Annotated in this window: 19 protein-coding genes; 7 read left to right on the forward strand and 12 right to left on the reverse strand. The window is 73.5% G+C overall.

Annotated features, from left to right (window positions below):
* Positions 1-38 precede the first annotated feature (38 nt).
* Together ACWCXX_RS11710 and ACWCXX_RS11715 are read left to right on the forward strand one after the other, a co-directional pair.
* Entirely contained in the window at positions 39-998 is a 960-nt protein-coding gene (locus ACWCXX_RS11710) for a 5-dehydro-4-deoxyglucarate dehydratase (RefSeq protein ID WP_451126151.1), read from the forward strand.
* A complete protein-coding gene (locus ACWCXX_RS11715) occupies positions 995-2,173 on the forward strand; it encodes a hypothetical protein (protein WP_451126152.1) in 1,179 nt (392 codons plus the stop codon). Before ACWCXX_RS11710 ends, ACWCXX_RS11715 begins: the two co-directional genes overlap by 4 nt.
* 71 nt (positions 2,174-2,244) lie before the next feature.
* Here ACWCXX_RS11715 and ACWCXX_RS11720 read toward each other — a convergent pair whose 3' ends face one another.
* The 6 genes from ACWCXX_RS11720 to ACWCXX_RS11745 form a co-directional block, all read right to left on the reverse strand.
* Positions 2,245-3,696, reverse strand: coding sequence for a penicillin-binding transpeptidase domain-containing protein (locus ACWCXX_RS11720; protein ID WP_451126153.1), 1,452 nt, complete (start codon positions 3,694-3,696; stop codon positions 2,245-2,247).
* Between the two features lie 24 nt (positions 3,697-3,720).
* A complete protein-coding gene (locus tag ACWCXX_RS11725) occupies positions 3,721-4,431 on the reverse strand; it encodes a response regulator (RefSeq protein ID WP_451126154.1) in 711 nt (236 codons plus the stop codon).
* Positions 4,428-5,681 carry a sensor histidine kinase gene (locus tag ACWCXX_RS11730; RefSeq protein ID WP_451126155.1) on the reverse strand — a complete coding sequence of 418 codons (1,254 nt, stop codon included), beginning with the start codon at positions 5,679-5,681 and terminating at the stop codon, positions 4,428-4,430. Before ACWCXX_RS11730 ends, ACWCXX_RS11725 begins: the two co-directional genes overlap by 4 nt.
* Positions 5,678-6,706: a hypothetical protein gene (locus ACWCXX_RS11735; protein ID WP_451126156.1), complete on the reverse strand. Its 1,029-nt coding sequence runs from the start codon at positions 6,704-6,706 to the stop codon at positions 5,678-5,680. Before ACWCXX_RS11735 ends, ACWCXX_RS11730 begins: the two co-directional genes overlap by 4 nt.
* 90 nt (positions 6,707-6,796) lie before the next feature.
* Positions 6,797-7,270: a GNAT family N-acetyltransferase gene (locus tag ACWCXX_RS11740; RefSeq protein ID WP_451126157.1), complete on the reverse strand. Its 474-nt coding sequence runs from the start codon at positions 7,268-7,270 to the stop codon at positions 6,797-6,799.
* A gap of 3 nt (positions 7,271-7,273) precedes the next feature.
* Entirely contained in the window at positions 7,274-8,044 is a 771-nt protein-coding gene (locus tag ACWCXX_RS11745; protein ID WP_451126158.1) for an IclR family transcriptional regulator, read from the reverse strand.
* Positions 8,045-8,235: 191 nt separating this feature from the next.
* Here ACWCXX_RS11745 and ACWCXX_RS11750 point away from each other — a divergent pair, with 191 nt between their 5' ends.
* Positions 8,236-9,756, forward strand: a complete 1,521-nt coding sequence (locus ACWCXX_RS11750; RefSeq protein WP_451126159.1) for an aldehyde dehydrogenase (NADP(+)) — start codon at positions 8,236-8,238, stop codon at positions 9,754-9,756.
* Positions 9,753-10,364, forward strand: coding sequence for a DUF1349 domain-containing protein (locus ACWCXX_RS11755; RefSeq protein WP_451126160.1), 612 nt, complete (start codon positions 9,753-9,755; stop codon positions 10,362-10,364). The genes ACWCXX_RS11750 and ACWCXX_RS11755 overlap by 4 nt, the downstream gene beginning before the upstream one ends.
* Positions 10,365-10,621: 257 nt before the next feature.
* Here the strand turns inward: ACWCXX_RS11755 and ACWCXX_RS11760 are convergent, their stop codons facing one another.
* Positions 10,622-12,055: a serine/threonine-protein kinase gene (locus tag ACWCXX_RS11760; protein ID WP_451126161.1), complete on the reverse strand. Its 1,434-nt coding sequence runs from the start codon at positions 12,053-12,055 to the stop codon at positions 10,622-10,624.
* A 280-nt stretch (positions 12,056-12,335) separates the two neighbouring features.
* On the opposite strand from ACWCXX_RS11760, the gene ACWCXX_RS11765 reads away from it, so the two are divergent.
* Positions 12,336-13,058 carry a DsbA family oxidoreductase gene (locus ACWCXX_RS11765; protein WP_451126162.1) on the forward strand — a complete coding sequence of 241 codons (723 nt, stop codon included), beginning with the start codon at positions 12,336-12,338 and terminating at the stop codon, positions 13,056-13,058.
* Between the two features lie 126 nt (positions 13,059-13,184).
* On the forward strand, positions 13,185-14,252 hold the full coding sequence (locus tag ACWCXX_RS11770; RefSeq protein WP_451126163.1) for an aminotransferase class V-fold PLP-dependent enzyme: 1,068 nt from the start codon (positions 13,185-13,187) through the stop codon (positions 14,250-14,252).
* A gap of 119 nt (positions 14,253-14,371) precedes the next feature.
* On the opposite strand, the gene ACWCXX_RS11775 is transcribed toward ACWCXX_RS11770, so the two are convergent.
* Positions 14,372-14,887 (reverse strand): MarR family winged helix-turn-helix transcriptional regulator, encoded by a 516-nt coding sequence (locus tag ACWCXX_RS11775; protein ID WP_451126164.1) that lies wholly within the window; start codon positions 14,885-14,887, stop codon positions 14,372-14,374.
* A 191-nt stretch (positions 14,888-15,078) separates the two neighbouring features.
* On the opposite strand from ACWCXX_RS11775, the gene ACWCXX_RS11780 reads away from it, so the two are divergent.
* Positions 15,079-16,155: an alkene reductase gene (locus tag ACWCXX_RS11780; RefSeq protein ID WP_451126165.1), complete on the forward strand. Its 1,077-nt coding sequence runs from the start codon at positions 15,079-15,081 to the stop codon at positions 16,153-16,155.
* 132 nt (positions 16,156-16,287) lie between these two features.
* On the opposite strand, the gene ACWCXX_RS11785 is transcribed toward ACWCXX_RS11780, so the two are convergent.
* From ACWCXX_RS11785 to ectB, 4 genes are all read right to left on the reverse strand, one after another.
* Complete coding sequence (locus ACWCXX_RS11785) at positions 16,288-17,313, reverse strand: VOC family protein (RefSeq protein WP_451126166.1); 1,026 nt, start codon at positions 17,311-17,313, stop codon at positions 16,288-16,290.
* 97 nt (positions 17,314-17,410) lie between these two features.
* Positions 17,411-18,304 carry an ectoine hydroxylase gene (gene thpD, locus ACWCXX_RS11790; RefSeq protein WP_451126167.1) on the reverse strand — a complete coding sequence of 298 codons (894 nt, stop codon included), beginning with the start codon at positions 18,302-18,304 and terminating at the stop codon, positions 17,411-17,413.
* 3 nt (positions 18,305-18,307) lie between these two features.
* Positions 18,308-18,706, reverse strand: coding sequence for an ectoine synthase (locus ACWCXX_RS11795; protein ID WP_451126168.1), 399 nt, complete (start codon positions 18,704-18,706; stop codon positions 18,308-18,310).
* A 95-nt stretch (positions 18,707-18,801) separates the two neighbouring features.
* The gene (gene ectB, locus ACWCXX_RS11800; RefSeq protein WP_451126169.1) at positions 18,802-20,070 is read right to left on the reverse strand and encodes a diaminobutyrate--2-oxoglutarate transaminase; all 1,269 of its coding nucleotides are present in this window, start codon (positions 20,068-20,070) and stop codon (positions 18,802-18,804) included.
* Between the last annotated feature and the right edge of the window lie 132 nt (positions 20,071-20,202).

Genomic DNA, 20,202 nt, shown 5'->3' on the forward strand with positions numbered 1-20,202 from the left:
CAGAATTGTGTACGCCTGGATCTGCTCAGGGAGTGCCAGTGACCTCAGCCCCTCTTGCCGCCCGACTCCACCGCGCGACCGGGCCGCTCTTCTTCCCCGTCACCGCGTACGGCCCGGACGGCGCCGTCGACCTCGACGCCTTCCGCGCCCATGTGCGCACCGGCGTCGACGCCGGTGCGGCGGCGGTCTTCGCCTGCTGCGGCACCGGCGAGTTCCACGCGCTGACGCCGCAGGAGTTCCGCGCCGTCGTCGCCGCGGCCGTCGAGGAGACCGCCGGGCAGGTGCCCGTCGTCGCGGGAGCCGGGTACGGCACCGCGCTCGCCGTCGAGTACGCCCGGATCGCCGAGGAGGCCGGTGCGGACGGGCTCCTCGCCATGCCCCCCTACCTCGTCGTCGCCGACCAGGAGGGGCTGCTGGCCCACTACACCGCGCTCGCCGCGGCCACCGGCCTGGAGACGATCGTCTACCAGCGCGACAACGCCGTCTTCACCCCCGGGACCGTCGTCGCACTGGCCCGGACCCCCGGCGTCATCGGCCTCAAGGACGGCTACGGCGACCTCGACCTGATGCAGCGCATCGTCAGCGCCGTCCGCACCGAGGCGCCGGACCGGGACTTCCTGTACTTCAACGGGCTGCCCACCGCCGAACTCACCGGCCCCGCCTACCGCGGCATCGGCGTCACGCTCTACTCCTCGGCCGTCTTCGCCTTCGCCCCCGACATCGCGCTCGCCTTCTACCGGGCCCTGGAAGCCGGCGACGACGCCCTGACGGGCGAACTCCTCGACCACTTCTACCGGCCGCTCGTCGAACTGCGCGCCAAGGGCCGCGGCTACGCCGTCTCGCTCGTCAAGGCCGGGGTCCGGCTCGGCGGCCTGGCCGTCGGCCCGGTCCGCACCCCGCTCACCGAACCGCCCGCCGACCACGTCGAGGAGCTCGCCGGGATCATCGCGCGCGGCCGCGCCGTCCTGGAGAAGCACGGACAGGAGCGGCGCGGGTGAAGACCTCCGTCTTCCTCTATCCCTGGGACGTCGTGGGCGACCCGGACGCGGCCGTCCGCATCGCGGACCTGGGCGTCCGTCAGGTGACGCTCGCCGCCGCCTACCACTCCACCCGGGCGCTGACCCCGCGCCACCCCGCCCGTCGCATCGTCACCGCCGAACACGCGGCGGTGCTCTACCCGCCGGACGGGGCGCGCTGGGCGGGGCGCGCGCTGCGCCCCTACGCGCAGTCGTGGGTGGCCGCGGACGACCCGTACGCACAGGCGGCCCGGACCCTCGCCGCCACCGGCCTCCAGGTGCACACCTGGGTGGTCCTCGCGCACAACTCCCGCCTGGGCGCCGAGCACCCCGAGACCTCCGTCGTCAACGCGTACGGCGACCGCTACCCCTGGGCGCCGTGCATCGCGCGGCCCGAGGTCCGCGCGTACCTGACCGACCTGGCCGCCGAGGCCGCGGTGCGCGACGGTGCGGGCGGCACCGAGCTGGAGTCCTGCGGCTGGTACGGCTTCGCGCATCTGCACGCCCACGACAAGACCACGGGCGTCGGGCTCGGCGACGCGGCGCAGTACCTGATGTCGCTCTGCTTCTGCTCCGCCTGCCGCACCGGGTACGCCGGACAGGGCCTGGACGCCGATGCCCTGGCCGCGGCCGTACGCCGGGCGCTGGAGCCGTGCTGGGCCGGTTCCGGGTCCACGGAGGCCGGCTGGGAGGCCGTACGCGAACTCCTCGGCGCCGGCCTCGCCGACGCCACCCTCCAGTGGCGCGGCACGGTCGCCCGCACGCTCCAGGAGTCCGCGGTGGCCGCCGTGCGGGCGGCGGCGGAACCGGGCTTCCAGGTGCTGCTGCACGCCGACCCCGCGCCGTACCGCACCGGTGCGAACGTGGGCGTCGACCCCGGGCACGTCCTGTCGGTCGCGGACGGCGTGGTGCTGCCCTGCACCGGGGGCGACGCGGCGCGCGAGGCCGTGCTGGGCCCGTTCGCCGGGCGCGCGGGAGTGCTCGCGGCCAACTTCTGCGTGGTCACGGGCATGGGCGGCAGCCCCGCCACACTGGAGCGGGACGCCGCGCACGCCCGCTCGCTCGGCGCCAACCAACTGCGCCTGTACCACGCCGGGCTGGCCTCGGACCCGGACCTGGCAGCCGTCGCCGGGGCGCTGTCACGCCTCGGCCGATGAGGAACCGGGCCGGTGGGGGAGTCCGTCGGCCCTCCCCACCGGCCCGTGACCGCGGGGCGCGGGCCGGAGCCTCAGTCCGCCAGCGCCGCCCTCATCATCTTCTGGGCGACCGGCGCCGCCAGGCCGTTGCCGCTGACCTCCGAGCGGGCCGCGCCCGAGTCCTCGACGACCACCGCCACCGCGACCTCCTTGCCGGTCGAGGCGTCCTTCGCGTACGAGGTGAACCAGGCGTACGGGGTCCTGCTGTTGTCCACACCGTTCTGCGCGGTACCCGTCTTGCCGCCCACCTCGGCCCCGGCGATCCGGGCGTTGGTACCGGTGCCCTGCTCGACGACGGTCACCATGGCGCTGCGCAACTGCTCGGCGGTGCCCCGCGAGACGACCCGCTCGGTGTCCCCGTCCGCGTACTCCCGCAGCGTGGTGCCCTCGGAGTCCGTCACCCGGGACACCATGTGCGGGGCGGCGAGTTCGCCGCCGTTGGCGAGGGCGGCCGACACCATGGCCATCTGCAACGGCGTCGCGGTCACCTCGAACTGGCCGATGCCCGTCAGCGCCGTCTGCGGGCGGTCCATGCCGGACGGGTAGACGCTCTCGCTCGCCCGCACCGGCACGTCGAGCTTCCCGGTGTTGAAGCCGAACTTCTCCGCCATCGCCCGGACCTTGTCCTGGCCGAGGTCGACGGCGGCCTTCGCGAAGACGTTGTTGCAGGAGTACTGGAGCGCGGTGCGCAGCGTGGCGTTCTCGCAGGGCGCGGTGGCGCTCTCGTTGCGCAGGACGGTGCTGGTGCCGGGCAGGGTGTACGGGTCGGGGCTGGCCGTGCGCTCGTCGACCGAGCCGTACAGCCCGTCCTCCAGCGCCGCGGCGGCCACCACCAGCTTGAACGTGGAACCCGGTGCCAGCGGCTGCCGGAGCGCCCGGTTGACCATCGGCTTGTCCTCGTCGTCGAGCAGCTTCTGCCAGGCGTCGCCGTCCGTCGTCCCGCTGATCGTCGACGGGTCGTACGAGGGGGTGGAGACCATGCCCAGGATCCGCCCGGTACTCGGCTCGATCGCGACGGCGGCGCCCTTGTCGGCGCCGAGCGCCCCGTACGCCGCCTTCTGCACGGCCGGGTCGATCGTCGTCAGGACGTTGCCCGGGGCCGCCTGCTTGCCCGTCACCGCGTCCAGCGGGTTCTTCAGCCGGTCGTCGGTGCCGTCCAGCACATGGCTGTAGATGCCTTCGAGCTGGGTGGCGCCGTACGCCTGAGAGCTGTAGCCGGTGACGGCCGCGTAGAGCTCGCCCCGGCTGTAGGTGCGTTTGTACGCGAGATCGCTGCCCACCGTCCTCTTCGATCCGGTGACCGGGTTCCCGGCCACGATGATGTCACCGAGCGGCTGCGCGTACTGCGCGATGGTGTTCCGCCGGTTGTGTTCGTTGTCCGCGAGCGCCTGTGCCCGGTACGCCTGCACCCAGGTCGCCCGCACCAGAAGGGCGAGAACCAGCAGCAGGCAGAAGACCGACGTGCGCCTGATCGTTCTGTTCATCCCGCTCGGGGGACGAGCAGGGCGTCACGGGGCGTTCCCGGTTGTGCCGATTCTCACCGATTCCTCATGATCACCCGAAGTTCCCGGGGAGACGAACCCCGACTCGTACGCCGCGATCACGGCCTGGGTGCGGTCCCGGGCACCGGTCTTCGCGAGCACTGCCGCCACGTGCGTCTTGGCCGTCGAGGCCCCCACGGCCAGCCGCCCGGCGATCTCCGCGTTGGTCAGCCCGGCCGTCATCAGCCGCAGCACCTCCGCCTCCCGCTCGGTGAGCCGGGCCGCCCACGGCGGGGCGGACCCCTGCCGCTTCCGGTGCCCGGCCGCCAGGGCCCGGACCGCCGCCGGGAACAGCAATGTGTCGCTGCGGGCGACCAGCCGCACCGCCTGCACGAGGTCCTCGGCCGCCGCGCGCTTGAGCAGGAAACCCGCCGCTCCGGCGACGAGCGCGTCGTACACGTAGGAGTCGTTCTCGAAGGTGGTGACGACGACGATCCTCGGGGGCGCGTCCAGCGAGCCGAGGATCTGCTCGGTGGCCCGGATGCCGTCGACCTCCGGCATCCGTACGTCCATCAGCACCACGTCGGGCCGCAGCTCGCGCACCACGGACACGGCCTGCGCGCCGGTCGCCGCCTCGCCGACCACCTCCAGATCGGGTTCGGCGTCCAGGATGACGCGCAGCGCCGTGCGCACCATCCGCTCGTCGTCGGCCAGGACCACCCGGACCGTCGTGCTCATCGTTCCTCCCGTCCGTCCGTACGCAGGGGCAGGCGCGCGGTCAGCCGCCACCCGCCCTCGTGCGGCCCGGCCTCCGCACGGCCGCCGAGCAGCACCGCCCGCTCGGCGACACCTCGCAGTCCGCGCCCGCCCCCGGGCCGCACCGCCGCGGGCCGCTCCGGCAGCGGACTGTCCATGACGATCTCCACGTCCGCCGCGCACACCGTGATCCGCAGCTCCACCGCCGCCCTGGGCCCGCCGTGCCGCAGCGCGTTGCTCAGCCCCTCCTGCACGATCCGGTACGCCTCCCGCGACACGACGGCCGGAACCGTGCCCGGTTCGCCCCGCACGGTGAGGGAGACGGGCACCCCGCAGCGCTCCAGCAGCCCGTCCAGCGCGCCGAGCGCCGGGCCGGTCGCCCCGGCCGTCCCCTGCTCCTCGCCGCTGCGCAACAGGCCGAGCACGGAGTCGAGTTCGCCGACCGTGCGCCGGGTGGTCTCCTCGATCGCGGCCAGCGCCTCGCGGACGAACTCCGGGTCGCTGTCCAGGACCTTGCGGGCCGCGCCCGCCTGGAGTGTGACGGCGCTCAGCGCGTGGCCCACCGAGTCGTGCAGTTCCCGGGCGAGCCGGTTGCGCGCCGCCAGATCGGCCGCCCGGCGCTCGGCGGCGGCCAGCCGGTCCTCCGGGGTCGGGCCCAGCAGCACCGGGGCCCGGCCGGCGAGCAGCGCACCGGCCAGCGCCGCGCCGACGGCCAGCGCCACCAGGATCGCGACCCCGGCCAAGGGCGGCAGGACGAGGGCCCAGGGCCCGCCCGGGGCCCCGGACGGCCCGAAGATCCGGAAGTCGCGCACCGTCTTCGAGAACGGCAGCGCCATGAGGGTCAGCGCGAGCGGGGGCAGCGCCAGCGTCGTGCAGCTGATGATGCCGCCGAGCGCGAGGTGCGTCGTGTACCAGGCCGCGGTGCGCACCCGGGCCTGCCGGGTCCTGGCGGGCCCGTCGGCCAGCTGCCGGTCGGCGGGGATGCCGCACAGCGCGCGGGCCGCGGCCACCGAGAGCGGCCGGGCCGGTGCGAAGAGCGCGGTGACCGCGGCCACGGGCAGGGCGCAGGCGAACGCGATGAGCTGGTGGGGGAGGGACGAGAAGAGGTTGGCGTCCGCACCGAAGGGGGCGACGAGCACCAGTGCCGCCAGGAAGTACGGCATCAGCAGCGCACCGCCGAGGATCAGGTGCAGCCAGCGCAGCCGGGCCCGCCGCCCGAACAGCAGGGTCACGTACGGGAGTTGGAGGGCAGGGCGGACGGCACGGGGCCGCGGGGGTCCGGGGCCGCCGCGCGTTCCGAGAAGAAGTACCCGCCGAGGGTGACCACCAGCGCTCCGAGCAGCATCTGGACACCGTAGACCACCACCATCGTGGGCGTGGGCTGCTCGGAGATCTCCTGGGTCCCCGTCAGCGAGGCGACGCTCAGCCAGCCGCCCCAGCAGCCCGAGGCCCCGGAACCGCACCAGGCCAGGGCGAGCGGAACGACGAGGGGGAGCGCGGAGCGGCGGAAGGCGAGCAGCAGCACACCCGCGGCGGCGGCGACGGCGAAGAGGACGTTGAACGCCTCCATGACGTAGAAGGTGCTGTCCCGGTCCGCGATCCGGCCCGCGTTGAGCCCCGCGGTCGAGCCGGTGACCCACACCAGATGCATGACGGCCGAGCCGGCCGCGAGCAGCGAGGCGAGGACCGCGGTGGTCTTCAGGGCGGGCGCGGTGGGGCTCTCCGGCAGATCCCGCAGGGCGCCCCGCCACAGGTGGCTCCAGCGGCCTTGGGCGTACAGCGTGAACAGGGTGCCGAGGGCGAGGCCCTGGACGATGAAGCCGCCGTAGACGACGCCGAAGACCCACTCGTCCAGGAAGGGGTCGCCGCCCCTGTTGCCGATGCCGCTCCCCCCGAACAGGCCCACCACCAGCTGCGCCGGGTACCCGGTCATGATCGGCAGCAGCAGCCCGGACGCCACCCACACGGGCAGCACGAGCAGCCAGGCGGGTACCCGCCGGCCCCAGGGCCGGGTGAGCAGCAGGGCGATGACCACGACGGTGCTGTCCATCAGGATCGTGACGCCGTTGGCGACGATCATCGTGGTGCGGTGTTCGAGCAACGGGCTGCCGTCCGGGACGCCGATCCGGCTGCCCGCGATCCAGGCGGCCTTGAGCGTGATGTACGGCAGGGTGGCGACGATCGCGAGCGTACGGAGCACGGCGCGGGTGCCGGGCCGTCCCGTGGCGGCGGCCGGAGCGGGCGGGAGCTGTGTCATGACACCCACACTTCCGCGCGGGCCGGGCGGGCGCGTCGTGCCCGGTGACGATCCGTCTCCGCCGCGCGGCGGAGACGGGCCGTCGTCCGCTCATCCCGGCAGGGTGAACAACAGCTCGTCGGTCATCCCGCCGCGGGCGTGCGCGTATCCGCGGTCCGTTCCGGTGACGGCGAAGCCGCACTTCTCCAGCACCCGGCGCGAGCCGGTGTTGTCGGCCGCGGCCCGTGCGTGCAGCGGGCGTTCGGGCACGGCGTCGAGCAGGGCCGACAGCGCGGCCGTCGCCAGCCCCCGGCCCCAGTGCGCCCGGTCGATCCAGTAGGTGACCTGACGGTCGCCCGGCGGCCCGTACACCCCGGTGCTGCCGACCACCACGCCGTCCGCGACCACCGTGCGCATCACGACGGAGGCGTCGGCCAGGATGCGCCGCCAGTGTGCGTCGAACGCCTGCCGGTCGGTGGGATCCTCACTGGTGAAGGCGGCCGTCCTGGCCGCCTCCGGATCGGACATGAACGCGAAGAACAGCGGCAGGTCGCCGTCCTGCACCTCGCGCAGGAAGACGCTCACGGGTCAGAGCCTCCGGGTGGCGAGCGCCAGCCGGTCGCGGGCGTCGAACAGCGCGTCCTTGACCATCTGTTCGTGCGCCGGTGTGAGCCGGGCGACCGGCACGGAGCAGCTGATCGCGTCGCGGGCGGGGGTGCGGTAGGGGATGGCGATGCCGAAGCAGCGCAGTCCGAGGGTGTTCTCCTCGCGGTCCACCGCGTATCCCTGCTCGCGGACGAGGTGCAGCTCCTCGATGAGCTTCTCGCGGTCGGTGATGGTGTGTTCGGTCAGCGCGGGCAGCGTCTCGGGCAGCATCTTGCGGACCTGCTCGTCGCTGTGGGTGGCCAGGAGCGCCTTGCCGAGGGAGGTGGAGTGGGCGGGCAGCCGACGGCCGACGCGGGTGAAGGGGCGCAGATAGTGCTGGGACTGCCGGGTGGCGAGGTACACCACGTTCGTCCCGTCGAGGCGGGCCAGGTGGATGGTCTCCGTCGTGTCGTCGGAGAGCCGGTCCAGGGTGGGGCGGGCCGCCGCGACGACCTCGTCCCCGTCGATGTACGAGGTGCCCACCAGCAGGGCCCGCACCCCGATCCCGTACCGGGTGCCCGTCGCGTCGGTCTCCACCCAGCCCAGCTCCACCAGCGTGCGCAGCAGCATGTACAGACTGGACTTGGGGTAGCCGACGGCCTCCTGCACCGCGGCGAGCGAGTGCATGCCGGGCCGCCCCGCGAAGTATTCGAGCAGTTCCACCGTACGCACGGCGGACTTGACCTGTGCCCCACCAGACTCGGCAGCCGACATCGCCCTGTGCTCCTTCCAGCCCACTTGCCAACCCCACGACCCCCGGACCTCCGTGCCCGGTCGGACCCGGCGGCTTCTTGCCAACACCGAACGCCCGGAAATAGAGTCGCTTCATATTCATGATCAGGAACTTTGTTCAGAATACCGAACAAATTCTGATGTGCGGCAGTGGAGCGGAAAGGAAAACCACGGTGGCAGCAGCACCAGTCTGGAGCGTCGACCCCCGCACCGGGAACCCGCGTGAGCAGGTTGCGGTGGAGGCCACGGCGGAGGAGGTCGATCGCGCCGTCCGGGCCGCCCACGCGGTACGCGATTCGCTCGCCGACCGCACCGTGCGCGCCGCGTTCCTGCGCACGGCGGCCGAACTGCTCACCGAGGCCGGGGAACACGTCGTCGAGGCCGCCGACGCGGAGACCGCGCTCGGCCCGGCCCGGCTCACCGGCGAACTCGCCCGCACCGCCGCCCAGTTGCGGGCCTTCGCGGAAGTCGTCGACGAGGGCGCCTTCCTGGACGTCCACATCGACCACGCGGACGACACCCGCACCCCGCCCTGGCCCGACCTGCGCCGCTACAAGATCCCGCTCGGCGTCGTCGCCGTGTACGCGGCCAGCAACTTCCCGCTCGCCTTCTCCGTGCCCGGCGGCGACACCGCGAGCGCGCTCGCGGCCGGCTGCCCGGTCGTCGTCAAGGCCCATCCCGACCACCCCGCCACCTCCGAGCTGTGCGCCTCCGTGCTGCGCCGGGCGGCGGCCCGCGTCGGCCTGCCCGAGGACGTGCTGACCCTGGTGCACGGCTTCGAGGCGGGCGTCGAGCTGATCGGGCACCCGCTCGTCGCCGCCGCGGGCTTCACCGGCTCCGTACGCGGCGGACGCGCCCTGTTCGACGCGGCGGCGGCCCGCCCCGTCCCGATCCCCTTCCACGGCGAGCTGGGCTCCCTCAACCCCGTCGTGGTGACCGAGGCCGCCGCCGCCGAGCGCGGCGAGCAGATCGGGGCCGGGCTCGCGGGCTCGATGACCCTGGGCTCGGGCCAGTTCTGCACCAAGCCCGGCTTCGTCCTGGCCCCGGCCGGCGAGAGCGGCGACCGGCTGCTGAAGTCCCTCACCGACGCGGTCAGCGACACCGAGGCGGGAGTCCTGCTCGACCACCGGATGCGCGACGCCTTCGTCGAGGGAGTACGCACCCGGGCCGGGCTCCCCGGCGTGGCGGCCCCCGTGACCCCCGGCGCGGGCGGCGACCACACCGTCTCGGCCGGCTTCCTGACCGTGCCTGCCGCCCTGCTCACCGCCGAGGGCCCGCACGACGAACTCCTGGAGGAGTGCTTCGGCCCCGTCACCGTCGTCGCCCGCTACACCGGTGCCGACGAGATCACCGCCGTCCTCTCCCGGCTTCCCGGCAACCTCACCGCCACCCTCCAGACCGCCACCGAGGAGACCGACGCCGACGCCCCCGGCCTCCTCGCCGCCCTCACTCCGCTGGCCGGCCGGGTCCTCGTCAACGGCTGGCCGACCGGGGTCGCCGTCGCCCCCGCCCAGCACCACGGCGGCCCCTACCCGGCCACCACCTCCACCTCCACCTCGGTCGGCGCCACCGCCGTCGAACGCTGGCTGCGCCCGATCACCTACCAGACCACCCCCGAGGCGCTGCTCCCGCCCGAACTCCGCGAGGACAACCCCCTGGGCCTGCCCCGCCGCGTGGACGGCCGCCCCGCATGACCACACACATCCCCGAACTCCCCTTCGAGCTGAGCCCGTTCGGCCCCGACGGCGGCTGGACGTACGACAACGGCACCCTGACCGGCCGCGCGGGTGCCCGCCAGGACCGTTTCGTACCACCGGGCGGCGCGGCCCTCGACTCCCCGAGCGACGCGCCCCGGCTGCTCGGCCCCGTGCCGCGCGGCGACTTCCAGCTGCTCGCCCGGGTCACGGTCGGTTTCGCCGCGGCCTTCGACGCCGGAGTGCTCTACCTCCACGTCGGCGACCGGGAATGGGCCAAGATCTGCCTGGAACTCTCCCCGGACCGCCCCACCGTCTGCACGGTCGTCACCCGCGGCCACTCCGACGACGTCAATTCCTTCGTCGTGGACGGCGACACCTGCTGGCTGCGCCTCAGCCGCACCGGCGACGCGTTCGCCTTCCACGCCTCGGCCGACGGCGAACGGTGGACCTTCGTCCGCGTCTTCGCCCTCGGCGAGCCGGAACGGGCGGCCGGGGCGTCGGTCGGCTTCCTGGTCCAGTCCCCGACCGGCGAGGGCTGCGAGGCGTCCTTCGACCGGATCGCGTTCCGCGCGAAGGGGCTGGGGGACCTGCGCGACGGGAGCTGAACCGTCCCGACGGCGCCCGGTTCCCGCAGTCGGATCCGGGCGCCGACGTGCGCGCCGGGGTGGCCCGGGAGCCGGACGCGACCGGCCCCGCCACACCGGACCGGCGCCTCCTCAGGGTGCTCGTCGACGACGACCGGGACACTTCGAGCAGGCTCCCGCGGCCCGGCCCGTCGGGCACCGGGAGGGCGTGGTCCCCGGTCCCGCCCCCGGGGCGTGTTTCGAAAGTGGCGTGGTCCGCCCGGCGGGCGGGGCCGCGTTCACCGGTCGTCCGGCGCCCCGTCGGCCCGGTCCACCGTCAGCGGCACGCCGTGCCGGTCGGCGAAGACGCGGACGGCATCGGGCAGCAGGAGCGAGTCACCGACGGGGCGGAGCCCCCGTACCTGGATCAGGGTGACCCCGCCCCGTCGGTTGCGGACCCACGTCGGATGCTGGAAGCCCTGCGGCAGGGGCTGTCGCGCGTCGAGCCGCACCGCCAGTGAGGTCCGCCTGACGCCGACCGTCAGGTCCATGGACCTGACGGCGTCCCACCGGAGCACCACCAGATCGTCGGCCGGTCCGACCCCGATGCCGGGTTCGCCGAGGACGAGGCCGTCCTTGGCACTGGTGAGCAGGCCGAGGAGACGCATGCTCAGGAGGAACGAGGCGACCACGGCCCCCACGACGACGGCGGAGGGCAGTTGGAGGGCCGGGCCCCGGGAGGCGAGCGTCACGAGCGCGGCCACCCCGAGCAGGTTCCGCGCGACCTGCGCGATCCAGGTCCGGCGCGGACGCAGATAGGTGGCGGGCGACGGCGCGGACGCCGCGCGGGCCCGCACGGGCTCGGTGGCGGGAACGGTCAGGGGCCTGGTCGCGGGTTCGCCGGCCGCCGGTGCCGGGACGGTGACCGCGGTGCCGGGGCGACCGGCACCCCCCGCCCGCTCCGCGTACAGCTCCAGCAACCGACGGGGCGTGGGCCTGCTTCCGGGTTCCTTGCGGAGGCAGGCGAGCACGACGGGCCGCAGCGATCCGGGCACCGCGGACACATCCGCTTTGCCGTGCACCACCCGGTACATCAGCCCGTACGCCGAGCCCGAGCCGAACGCGCTGCCGCCCGCCGCCGAGACCAGTACGGCACCGAGGGCGAAGACGTCGCAGGCCCCGGTGACCGATCGCCCCAGGGCCTGTTCCGGGGAGTGGTACCCCGCCGTTCCCACCACCCCGCCCTCGCCGGTCAGCCGGGTTCCCTCCAGGACCTGGGCGATCCCGAAGTCCAGGACGCGGGCGCCGTCCTCGGCCATGACGACGTTGGCCGGTTTGAGGTCGCGGTGCACCAGCCCGCAGGAGTGGATCGCCTCCAGCGCCTCGGCCAGTTCGGCGGCGAGCCGCCACAACTCGGCCTCGGTCAGCCGGCCGCGCCGGGCGATCTCGTCGGCCAGGGTCGGTCCCTCGACATAGGCACTGGCCATCCACGGCTGCCGCGCGTCGGGATCGGCGTCCACCAGCGCCGCCGTGTGGAAGCCGCCCACCTTCCGGGCGGCCTCGACCTCCTTGCGGAACCGCTCCCGGAACCGGGGATCGGCCGCGTACTCGGCCCTGACCACCTTGATGGCGACGGCCCGGCCGGAACGCGAGCGCCCCAGGTAGACCGTTCCCATCCCTCCGGTGCCCAACTCGCGCTCGATCACGTACTCCCCGATACGCGCCCCTGTCACGGCAGCCCCTCTTGGCGTCCAGCGGAATCCCGTCGTGCGTCCTCGCACGCGACGGGCGGGCACCCGGTTCCTGCCCCCCTCGGGTCACCGTACCCGCGACGGAGGAGGCGGGAGCCCTGTCGTGCGATGTTCGCCGCCGGGGCGCCGCCGGACCGACCGCCGGGCCCGACGACGGGGAATGAGGGGCTCCGCTCCCGCGTTGTGCCCGGGGGCGGAGGGTGGCTCCGCGCTGTTTGAGCCGTACGTACGAGAACCACGAGAACACGGAGAGAAGAAGGACATGCGCGTCGAGATCTGGAGCGACATCGCCTGCCCCTGGTGCTACATCGGGAAGGCCCGCTTCGAGAAGGGCCTGGCGGAGTTCGCCCACCGCGACGAGGTCGAGGTCGTGCACCGCTCCTTCGAGCTCGACCCCGCGTACGCCGGGGACGGGACCGTCCAGGTGGTCGACATGCTCGCGCGGAAGTACGGGCGCACCCGTGAGGAGGCGCGGGCCATGGAGGAGAACGTCGCGGCCAACGCGCGGGCCGAGGGGCTCGGCTACCTCACCGAGGGCCGCGACCACGGCAACACCTTCGACATCCACCGGCTGCTCCACCTGGCCGGGGCCCGGGGACGTCAGGACGAGCTGCTGGACCTCGCCTACCGGGCCAACTTCGCCGAGGAGCGGTCCGTCTACGACGGCGACGTACTGGTGGAGCTGGCCGTCGAGGCCGGGCTCGACGCCGACGAGGCGCGGGCCGTGCTCGCCGACCCGCAGGCGTACGCGGCCGAGGTGCGGGCCGACGAGCGGGAGGCGGCCGAACTGGGCGCCAACGCGGTGCCGTTCTTCGTGTTCGACCGGCGGTACGGCATCTCCGGCGGCCAGCCCGCCGAGGTCTTCACCCAGGCGCTGGAACAGGCGTGGAAGGACCGGCCGGTGACCGTGACCGGCGAGGACGCCGGGGCGTGCGGCCCGGACGGAGCCTGCGAGGTCCCCGCGGCGGGCGGCACGAACGCCTGAGCCCGTGCCCGGCGTACGGGCGGCGCGCCCGACCGGACCCGCCGCCCGCACTCATAAGGATCTCTTGGGGGTTTTGCTCAATTCTTGGTGATTGACCATGAGTTGGAGGGGCGCCAGGCTGGGCGCATGGAGACCACTTCGCTTTCGCTCAGCCGGGCCGTGCACGGCGAGTTCGCGCCGGAGACCACCTACCTCAACACGTCCACCTGCGGGCTGCTGCCCCGCCGCACCGTGGCGGCGGTGCGGTCGCTCGCCGAGGCCGTCGCCGCGGGCCGCAGCGCCGGTTCCGGCGACTTCGCGGCGGTGGAGGCCGCCCGGTCCGGCTTCGCCCGTCTCGTCGGGGTGGACGCCGACCGGGTAGCCGTCGGCAGCTCCGTCTCCGTGCACGTCGGACTGATCGCGGCCGGGCTGCCGCCGGGTGCCGAAGTGCTGGCGCCCGAGGGGGAGTTCAGCTCCGTCGTCAGCCCGTTCGCGGTCCGCGGCGACCTCCGGACCCGTTACGTCCCGCTGGACGACCTGGCCGACGCCGTACGGCCGGACACCGCGCTCGTCGCCCTGTCCGCCGTGCAGTCCTCCAACGGCCGGATCGCCGACCTGAAGGCGGTGCGCGCGGCAGCCGCCGCCCATGGCGCCCGGACACTGCTCGACATCACGCAGTCGGCCGGCTGGCTGCCGCTGGACGCCGGGGAGTACGACTTCACCGTCGCCGGCGGCTTCAAGTTCCTGCTCTGCCCCCGGGGCGCGTCCTTCCTCACCGTCACCGGGGGCGCGCAGCAGGCCCTGCCGACGGTCTTCGCCGGCTGGGCCGCCGCCGACGACCCGGGGAACAGCACGTACGGGCCGGTCGAGCGGCTCTCCCCGTCCGCCCGCCGCTACGACGAGCCGCCCGCCTTCCTGTCGTACCACGGCGCCGAGCAGTCACTGGCGCTGCTGGGCGAGGTCGGGGTGGAGGCCGTGCACGCCCACGCCACCGGGCTCGCCGCCCGCATGCGGGCGGGGCTCGCGGAACTGGGGCACGAGGCGGTGCCCGGGGAGTCGGCGATCGTGGCCGTGCCCGGACTCGGCGCGCGGGAGGCCGAGCTGGCGCGGGCCGGGGTGGTGGTCTCGAACCGGGCGGGGAGCCTGCGCGCGGCCTTCCACCTGTACAACACGCAGGCCGATGTGGACCGGGCCCTGGACGTGCTCTCCGGCTGACCCCGCATCCGCCCCGCCGTCGCCCGGCGGACGTCGTACGGCGCCGGGCGGCGGGCGCTGCCGGGCTGCGGGCACGGTCGAGCGGTGGGCGCGGTCGGGCTGCGGGCGCCCGCCGGGGGTCAGCAGCCGGGGGAGTGGCGGAGCTCCGGGCAGCCCTCGGTCTCCCGGCGGAGGTTCTCCTCGACCTTGGCGAGCAGCCGGGCCAGCTCCTCGCGCTCGCCCCGGTCGAGGCCGGCCAGGGTGTGCTCCTCCAGGTCCGTCCAGGCCCGTTCGACCTCGGAGTGCAGCGCGCAGCCGTTCTCGGTGGCGTCGACCCGCACGGCCCGGCGGTCGTCCGGGTCGGGGCAGCGGCTGACGTACCCGGCCTGCTCCAGGCGCTGGAGCATCTTGGTGACGGTGGAGGGGTCCAGGCCCATGACCTTGATCATCTCGGACTGGCGCACCGCGCCCGCGTCCCACAGGTACATCATCAGGAATTCCTGGCCGGGGTAGAGCCCGGCCCCCCGGAGCATCTTGCCCGCGGCGATCCGGTGCAGCCGGGCGACCCGGGAGAAGGCATGGCTGACGGGGCCGCCCCGGGCGGCGCTCGGCAGCTCGGTACAGGCGGGGCCGGGCTTCTCGGGACCTGACGTCATCGGGGCTCCTCGGACGGGGCCGGGCGGGCTCCCGGCGGGCTTTCCCGGCAGGTTACCCAGCGGGTCCGTGGCCGGTCGGGAACAGGTGGCGTCCACTTTCCGCCAACTTTAACTTGGTCGACCAAGTAATGGGCTACAGTGACGTCGTCCACAGATGCTTGGCCGACCACATATTTTCTTCGGGAGCTTCCATGACCACCGCTTTCGACCCGATCGACCTGTCCGGCACCCAGCTCGCCAACCGCATCGCCATGGCCCCGATGACCCGCAGCCGGGCCGGTGAGGGCGGCGTCGCCACGGATCTCGTCGCCGAGTACTACACCCAGCGCGCCTCCGCGGGCCTGATCATCACGGAGGGCATCCAGCCCTCGGCGGTGGGCCAGGGCTACCCCTTCACCCCCGGGCTGCACAGCGCGGAGCAGGTCGCGTCCTGGCGCGGGGTGACCGACCGGGTGCATGCGGCGGGCGGCCGGATCTTCGCCCAGCTCATGCACACCGGCCGGATCGGCCACCCGGTCCTGCTGCCGGACGGACTCGTCCCGGTCGCCCCCTCAGCGGTGAAGCCCGCCGGGCAGCTCTTCACCGGGAAGGAGCTGCAGGACTTCACCACGCCGCGCGAACTGACCGGCGACGAGATCCGGCAGACCGTGGCCGACTTCGCGACCGCGGCCCGCAACGCGATCGACGCCGGCTTCGACGGGGTCGAGCTGCACGGCGCCAACGGCTACCTCATCCACCAGTTCCTCGCCCCCAACACCAACCTGCGCGACGACGAGTGGGGCGGCTCCGACGAGGGCCGCATCAAGTTCGCCGTCGAGGTGGTCAAGGCCGTCGCCGCCGAGATCGGCGCGGAGCGCACCGGACTGCGCATCTCGCCCGGAAACCCGTACAACGACATCGCCGAGCCCGAGCCGGAGGCCGTGTACACCGCGCTGGTGCGGGAGATCGAACCGCTCGGCATCGCCTATCTGCACGTCCTGGAGGCGCTGGAGATCCGCGAGCTGACCCTCGCGCTGCGCAAGCAGTTCTCCGGCACATTCGTCGTCAACCTGCTGACGGACGGGCCGACCGGGCCGGACGACCACAGGGCGATCGACGACGGGATCGCCGACATGGTCTCCTACGGCGCGCTGTTCATCGCCAACCCGGACCTCCCGGCCCGGCTGAGGGCCGGCGGCCCGTTCAACACCCCGGACCCGTCGACCTTCTTCGGCGGGGACGCGAAGGGATACGTCGACTACCCGGCGCTGGACACCGCGCGGTCCTGAGGCCAGGGGGATCGCGAGGACCGGGGGTTGCGCGGACCGGGGGACCGGGCGGGGCGTCCCCGACCGGGCCCCGCAGGTCCTTCCCCCGGGGGGCCGGTCGCTCGTCGCCGGGCCCGCCCGTCCGGTCTCCGGCTACTCCCGGCCGGCCCCCTCCAGCGGTGCGCTGTGCCACTTCCACGACGTGACCCGCGGCCGGCCGGGCAGCTCGGCGCGGCCGGTGGCCCAGAGCAGGACGGCCCACCGGTCGGCGTCCCCGGGCGCGTCCGGGAACAGCCGGGCCAGCACCCGGTCGCAGAGACCGGCGGGCGGCGCCCAGGCCATGCCCAGACCCGCGGCGAGGTCGTGCATGTGCACCAGGGTCTCCACCACGCCCATGGCGGCGAAGCCCTCCGGGTCGGAGACCCCGTAGGAGTGGTACGAACGGACCTCGGGCGACGCGGTCCGCACCATCGCCGCGAGCAGCGCGCCGTTCGCCTCCATCGTCCGGAGCAGCCCGGCCGGGCCGGCCGCCCGGTCCGCGAAGACCGCGTTCCGCGGACCGCCCTCCCGGTCGGCGGCCCAGCGGTACGGGAGATAGCCGTCCAACGGCGAGTGGAGCGCGCCGAGTTGGGCGGCATAGGAGAACAGGTCGTCGCTCAGGTGCTCCGCGGTCTCCCAGCAGTTCCACTCCAGCGCCCCGGCCGGCACCAGCCAGTCGTCCACCGGGGACTCCCGGAGCGCGGCGATCGCGAGCCGGACCGCGGCGGTCACGTCGTCCGCCGTGACCGGCAGCCGGGTCCCGGTCAGTGCGGCCCGCTCGGCCGCGCCGCACTCGACGCAGAACTCGTTGCCCTCGGGGTCGGCGAGCGTCGCCCAGCCCCGCCCGTTCGGCTTGCGGTGGTCGGCTACCAGGGTGGCGCCCAGGCCGAGCAGCCGCTCGACCTCCTCGTCCCGGGTGCGGTCCTGCGGCTGGAGGTCCAGGTGCAGACGGTTCTTGGCGCTCTTCGGCTCCGGCACCGTGATGAACAGCAGCGCGGCACCGGGAGTCTCGACGAGTGCCTCGGGATCGCCGGGGAAGTCCTCGTCGGAGAGCGGGGCGTCGAGCACCCCGGACCAGAAGCGGGCGAGCTCGTAGGCGTCGGCGCAGTCGACGGTGATGTGACGGATGAGAGAAGTCATGACCCCACTGTCGTCATCGACGGCCGTACAGGTCCAACGAATTGAGCGGGGGCGGGACGGCACCGGCCGCCCCGCCCCCGCCCGCCGGTGCGTCGTCTCACCGCACGGGGGTGAAGTCCCGTGCCCCGATGAACTCCGGGCGTCGCGCCGGTGCCGCGAACGGCTCCTCGGCCGTGTTCTCCACGCTGTTGAAGACGATGAAGACATTGCTGCGCGGATAGGGGGTGATGTTGTCGCCGGAGCCGTGCATGCAGTTGCAGTCGAACCAGGTCGCCGAACCCGCCCCGCCCGTGAAGAGCTTGATGCCGTGCCGGTCGGCCATCTTCGTCAGGGCCTCGTCGGACGGCGTCCCCGCGTCCTGCATCCTCAGGGACTTCTTGTAGTTGTCCCTGGGCGTCTCGCCCGCGCACCCGAGGAACGACTTGTGCGAACCGGGCATGATCATCAGCCCGCCGTTGGTGTCGTGGTTCTCGGTCAGCGCGATCGACACCGACACGGCCCGCATGTGCGGCAGCCCGTCCTCGGCGTGCCAGGTCTCGAAGTCCGAGTGCCAGTAGAACCCCGAGGCGCCGAAGCCCGGCTTGACGTTGATCCGGGACTGGTGGACGTACACGTCCGAGCCGAGGATCTGACGGGCCCGGCCCACCACCCGCTCGTCGCTCACCAGCCGGGCGAAGACCTCGCTGATCCGGTGCACCTCGAAGACCGACCGCACCTTCTGCGACTTCGGCTCGATGATCGAGCGCTCGTCGGCCCGTACCGCCGGATCGGCGATCAGCCGGTCCAGTTCGGCGCGGTACACGGCGACCTCGTCGGGGGTGATGAGCCGGTCGACGGTGAGGAAGCCGTCGCGCTCGAAGCCCTGGAGGTCCTGCGCGGCCACCGGTCCGGGGGTGCCGGGCGCGGACCAGATCACCGGGTCCTGGCGGGGGGTGGTCATCTCGGCCGTGCCGCGTGTGGGGTAGAGATCGACGCGTGCGTCGCGGGTCATGGTTCAGCTCTCCTCGGTCAGCAGCGGGTAGACACCGTTCTCGTCGTGCTCCTCCCGCCCGGTGACCGGCGGGTTGAAGACGCAGACGCAGCGGAAGTCGGTCTTCGGCCGCATGGTGTGGCGCTCGTGGCCGTCCAGCAGGTACATCGTGCCCGGGGTGATCAGGTACGTCTGTCCGGTCTCGTCGTCGGTGAGCTCGGCCTCGCCCTCGACGCACAGGACGGCCTCGATGTGGTTCGCGTACCACATCGACGTCTCGGTGCCCGCGTACATCGTGGTCTCGTGGAGCGAGAAGCCCACCTTCTCCCGGGCGAGCACGATGCGCTTGCTCTCCCAGGTGCCGGAAGCGGCCCTCACATGCCGGTCGGTGTTCTCGATGTCACTGAACGATCGGACGATCACGGTGGGTCGGTGCCTTTCTCTCCGCGGTGTGTCCCGCTGCGGTGTTTCTCGCTGTGGTGTAACTCGTCGGGCCCGCGCCGGTGGCGGGCCGGTGGTCAGACGGTGTCGCGGACCGCGCGGGCCAGCGTGCGCAGGCCCTCGTCCAGTTCGTCGGGGGTGACGGTCAGCGGCGGCAGCAGCTTCACGACCTCGCTGCGCGGGCCGGAGGTCTCCACCAGCAGGCCCAGCTCGAAGGCGCGGGCGCAGACCGCGGCGGCGCGCGCCCCGTCCGTGAACTCCAGGCCCCAGACCAGGCCGCGGCCCCGGTAGTGCGCGCCGAGGGCGGCGTGCTCGTCGCAGACCGCGAGCAGCGCCTGCTCGACCTGCTCGCCCCGGACCAGGGTCTGCCGCTCCATCTGGCCGTCCGCCCAGTAGGCGTCCAGCGCGGCGGCGGCGGTGACGAACGCCGGGTTGTTGCCGCGGAAGGTGCCGTTGTGCTCGCCCGGCCCCCAGATGTCCAGCTCCGGGTTGAACAGGCAGAGGGACATGGGCAGTCCGTAGCCGCTGATGGACTTCGACAGGGTGACGATGTCGGGGACGATGCCGGCCTCCTCGAACGAGAAGAACGAGCCCGTGCGTCCGCAGCCCATCTGGATGTCGTCCACGATCAGGAGCATGTCGCGGCGGCGGCACAGGTCGGACAGCGCCCGCAGCCACTCGGGGCGCGCCACGTTGATGCCGCCCTCGCCCTGCACCGTCTCGACGATCACGGCGGCGGGCTTGTTGAGCCCGGAGCCCTGGTCCTCCAGGAGCCGTTCGAACCAGAGGAAGTCGGGCACCCGGCCGTCGAGGTAGTTGTCGAACGGCATCGGGGTGCCGTGCACCAGCGGGATGCCGGCCCCGGCCCGTTTGAAGGCGTTGCCGGTGACGGCGAGCGAGCCGAGCGACATGCCGTGGAAGGCGTTCGTGAAGGACACGATGGACTCGCGCCCCTTCACCTTGCGGGCCAGCTTCAGCGCGGCCTCGACCGCGTTGGTGCCGGTCGGCCCGGGGAACATCACCTTGTACGGGAGGTCGCGCGGACGCAGCACGTTGTTCTGGAAGGATTCCAGGAAGGCGCGTTTCGCGGTGGTGGCCATGTCGAGGCCGTGGGTGATGCCGTCGCGCTCGATGTAGTCGATCAGCGCGCGCTTCAGCACCGGGTTGTTGTGGCCGTAGTTGAGCGATCCCGCTCCGGCGAAGAAGTCGAGGTAGCCGTGGCCGTCCTCGTCGGTCAGCCGGGCGCCCTGGGCACGGTCGAACACGGCGGGCCAGCCGCGGCAGTAGCTCCGTACCTCCGACTCCAGGGTCTCGAAGACACTCAGCGCGGGCGGGGTGATGGTCACAGGGAATCTCCTGCTTGAGAGGGGGGTGTGTGACGGTCGGCAGTGCGGACGTGCTCGGGTGCGGACGCCCCGTACGGTCCGGGCCCGCGGTCGGCGGAGCGCCCGGCGGCCCCGGACCGGATTGGACCGGGG

Source organism: Streptomyces sp. NPDC001732, from assembly GCF_053596315.1.

What these genes read in the sequence shown, in the direction of transcription:
- ACWCXX_RS11720 (WP_451126153.1), bottom strand. Translation starts at nt 3,696, where the DNA reads ATGAACAGAACGATCAGGCGCACGTCGGTCTTCTGCCTGCTGCTGGTT.
- ACWCXX_RS11725 (WP_451126154.1), bottom strand. Translation starts at nt 4,431, where the DNA reads ATGAGCACGACGGTCCGGGTGGTCCTGGCCGACGACGAGCGGATGGTG.
- ACWCXX_RS11735 (WP_451126156.1), bottom strand. Translation starts at nt 6,706, where the DNA reads ATGACACAGCTCCCGCCCGCTCCGGCCGCCGCCACGGGACGGCCCGGC.
- ACWCXX_RS11745 (WP_451126158.1), bottom strand. Translation starts at nt 8,044, where the DNA reads ATGTCGGCTGCCGAGTCTGGTGGGGCACAGGTCAAGTCCGCCGTGCGT.
- ACWCXX_RS11755 (WP_451126160.1), top strand. Translation starts at nt 9,753, where the DNA reads ATGACCACACACATCCCCGAACTCCCCTTCGAGCTGAGCCCGTTCGGC.
- ACWCXX_RS11765 (WP_451126162.1), top strand. Translation starts at nt 12,336, where the DNA reads ATGCGCGTCGAGATCTGGAGCGACATCGCCTGCCCCTGGTGCTACATC.
- ACWCXX_RS11770 (WP_451126163.1), top strand. Translation starts at nt 13,185, where the DNA reads ATGGAGACCACTTCGCTTTCGCTCAGCCGGGCCGTGCACGGCGAGTTC.
- ACWCXX_RS11775 (WP_451126164.1), bottom strand. Translation starts at nt 14,887, where the DNA reads ATGACGTCAGGTCCCGAGAAGCCCGGCCCCGCCTGTACCGAGCTGCCG.
- ACWCXX_RS11780 (WP_451126165.1), top strand. Translation starts at nt 15,079, where the DNA reads ATGACCACCGCTTTCGACCCGATCGACCTGTCCGGCACCCAGCTCGCC.
- ACWCXX_RS11785 (WP_451126166.1), bottom strand. Translation starts at nt 17,313, where the DNA reads ATGACTTCTCTCATCCGTCACATCACCGTCGACTGCGCCGACGCCTAC.
- thpD (WP_451126167.1), bottom strand. Translation starts at nt 18,304, where the DNA reads ATGACCCGCGACGCACGCGTCGATCTCTACCCCACACGCGGCACGGCC.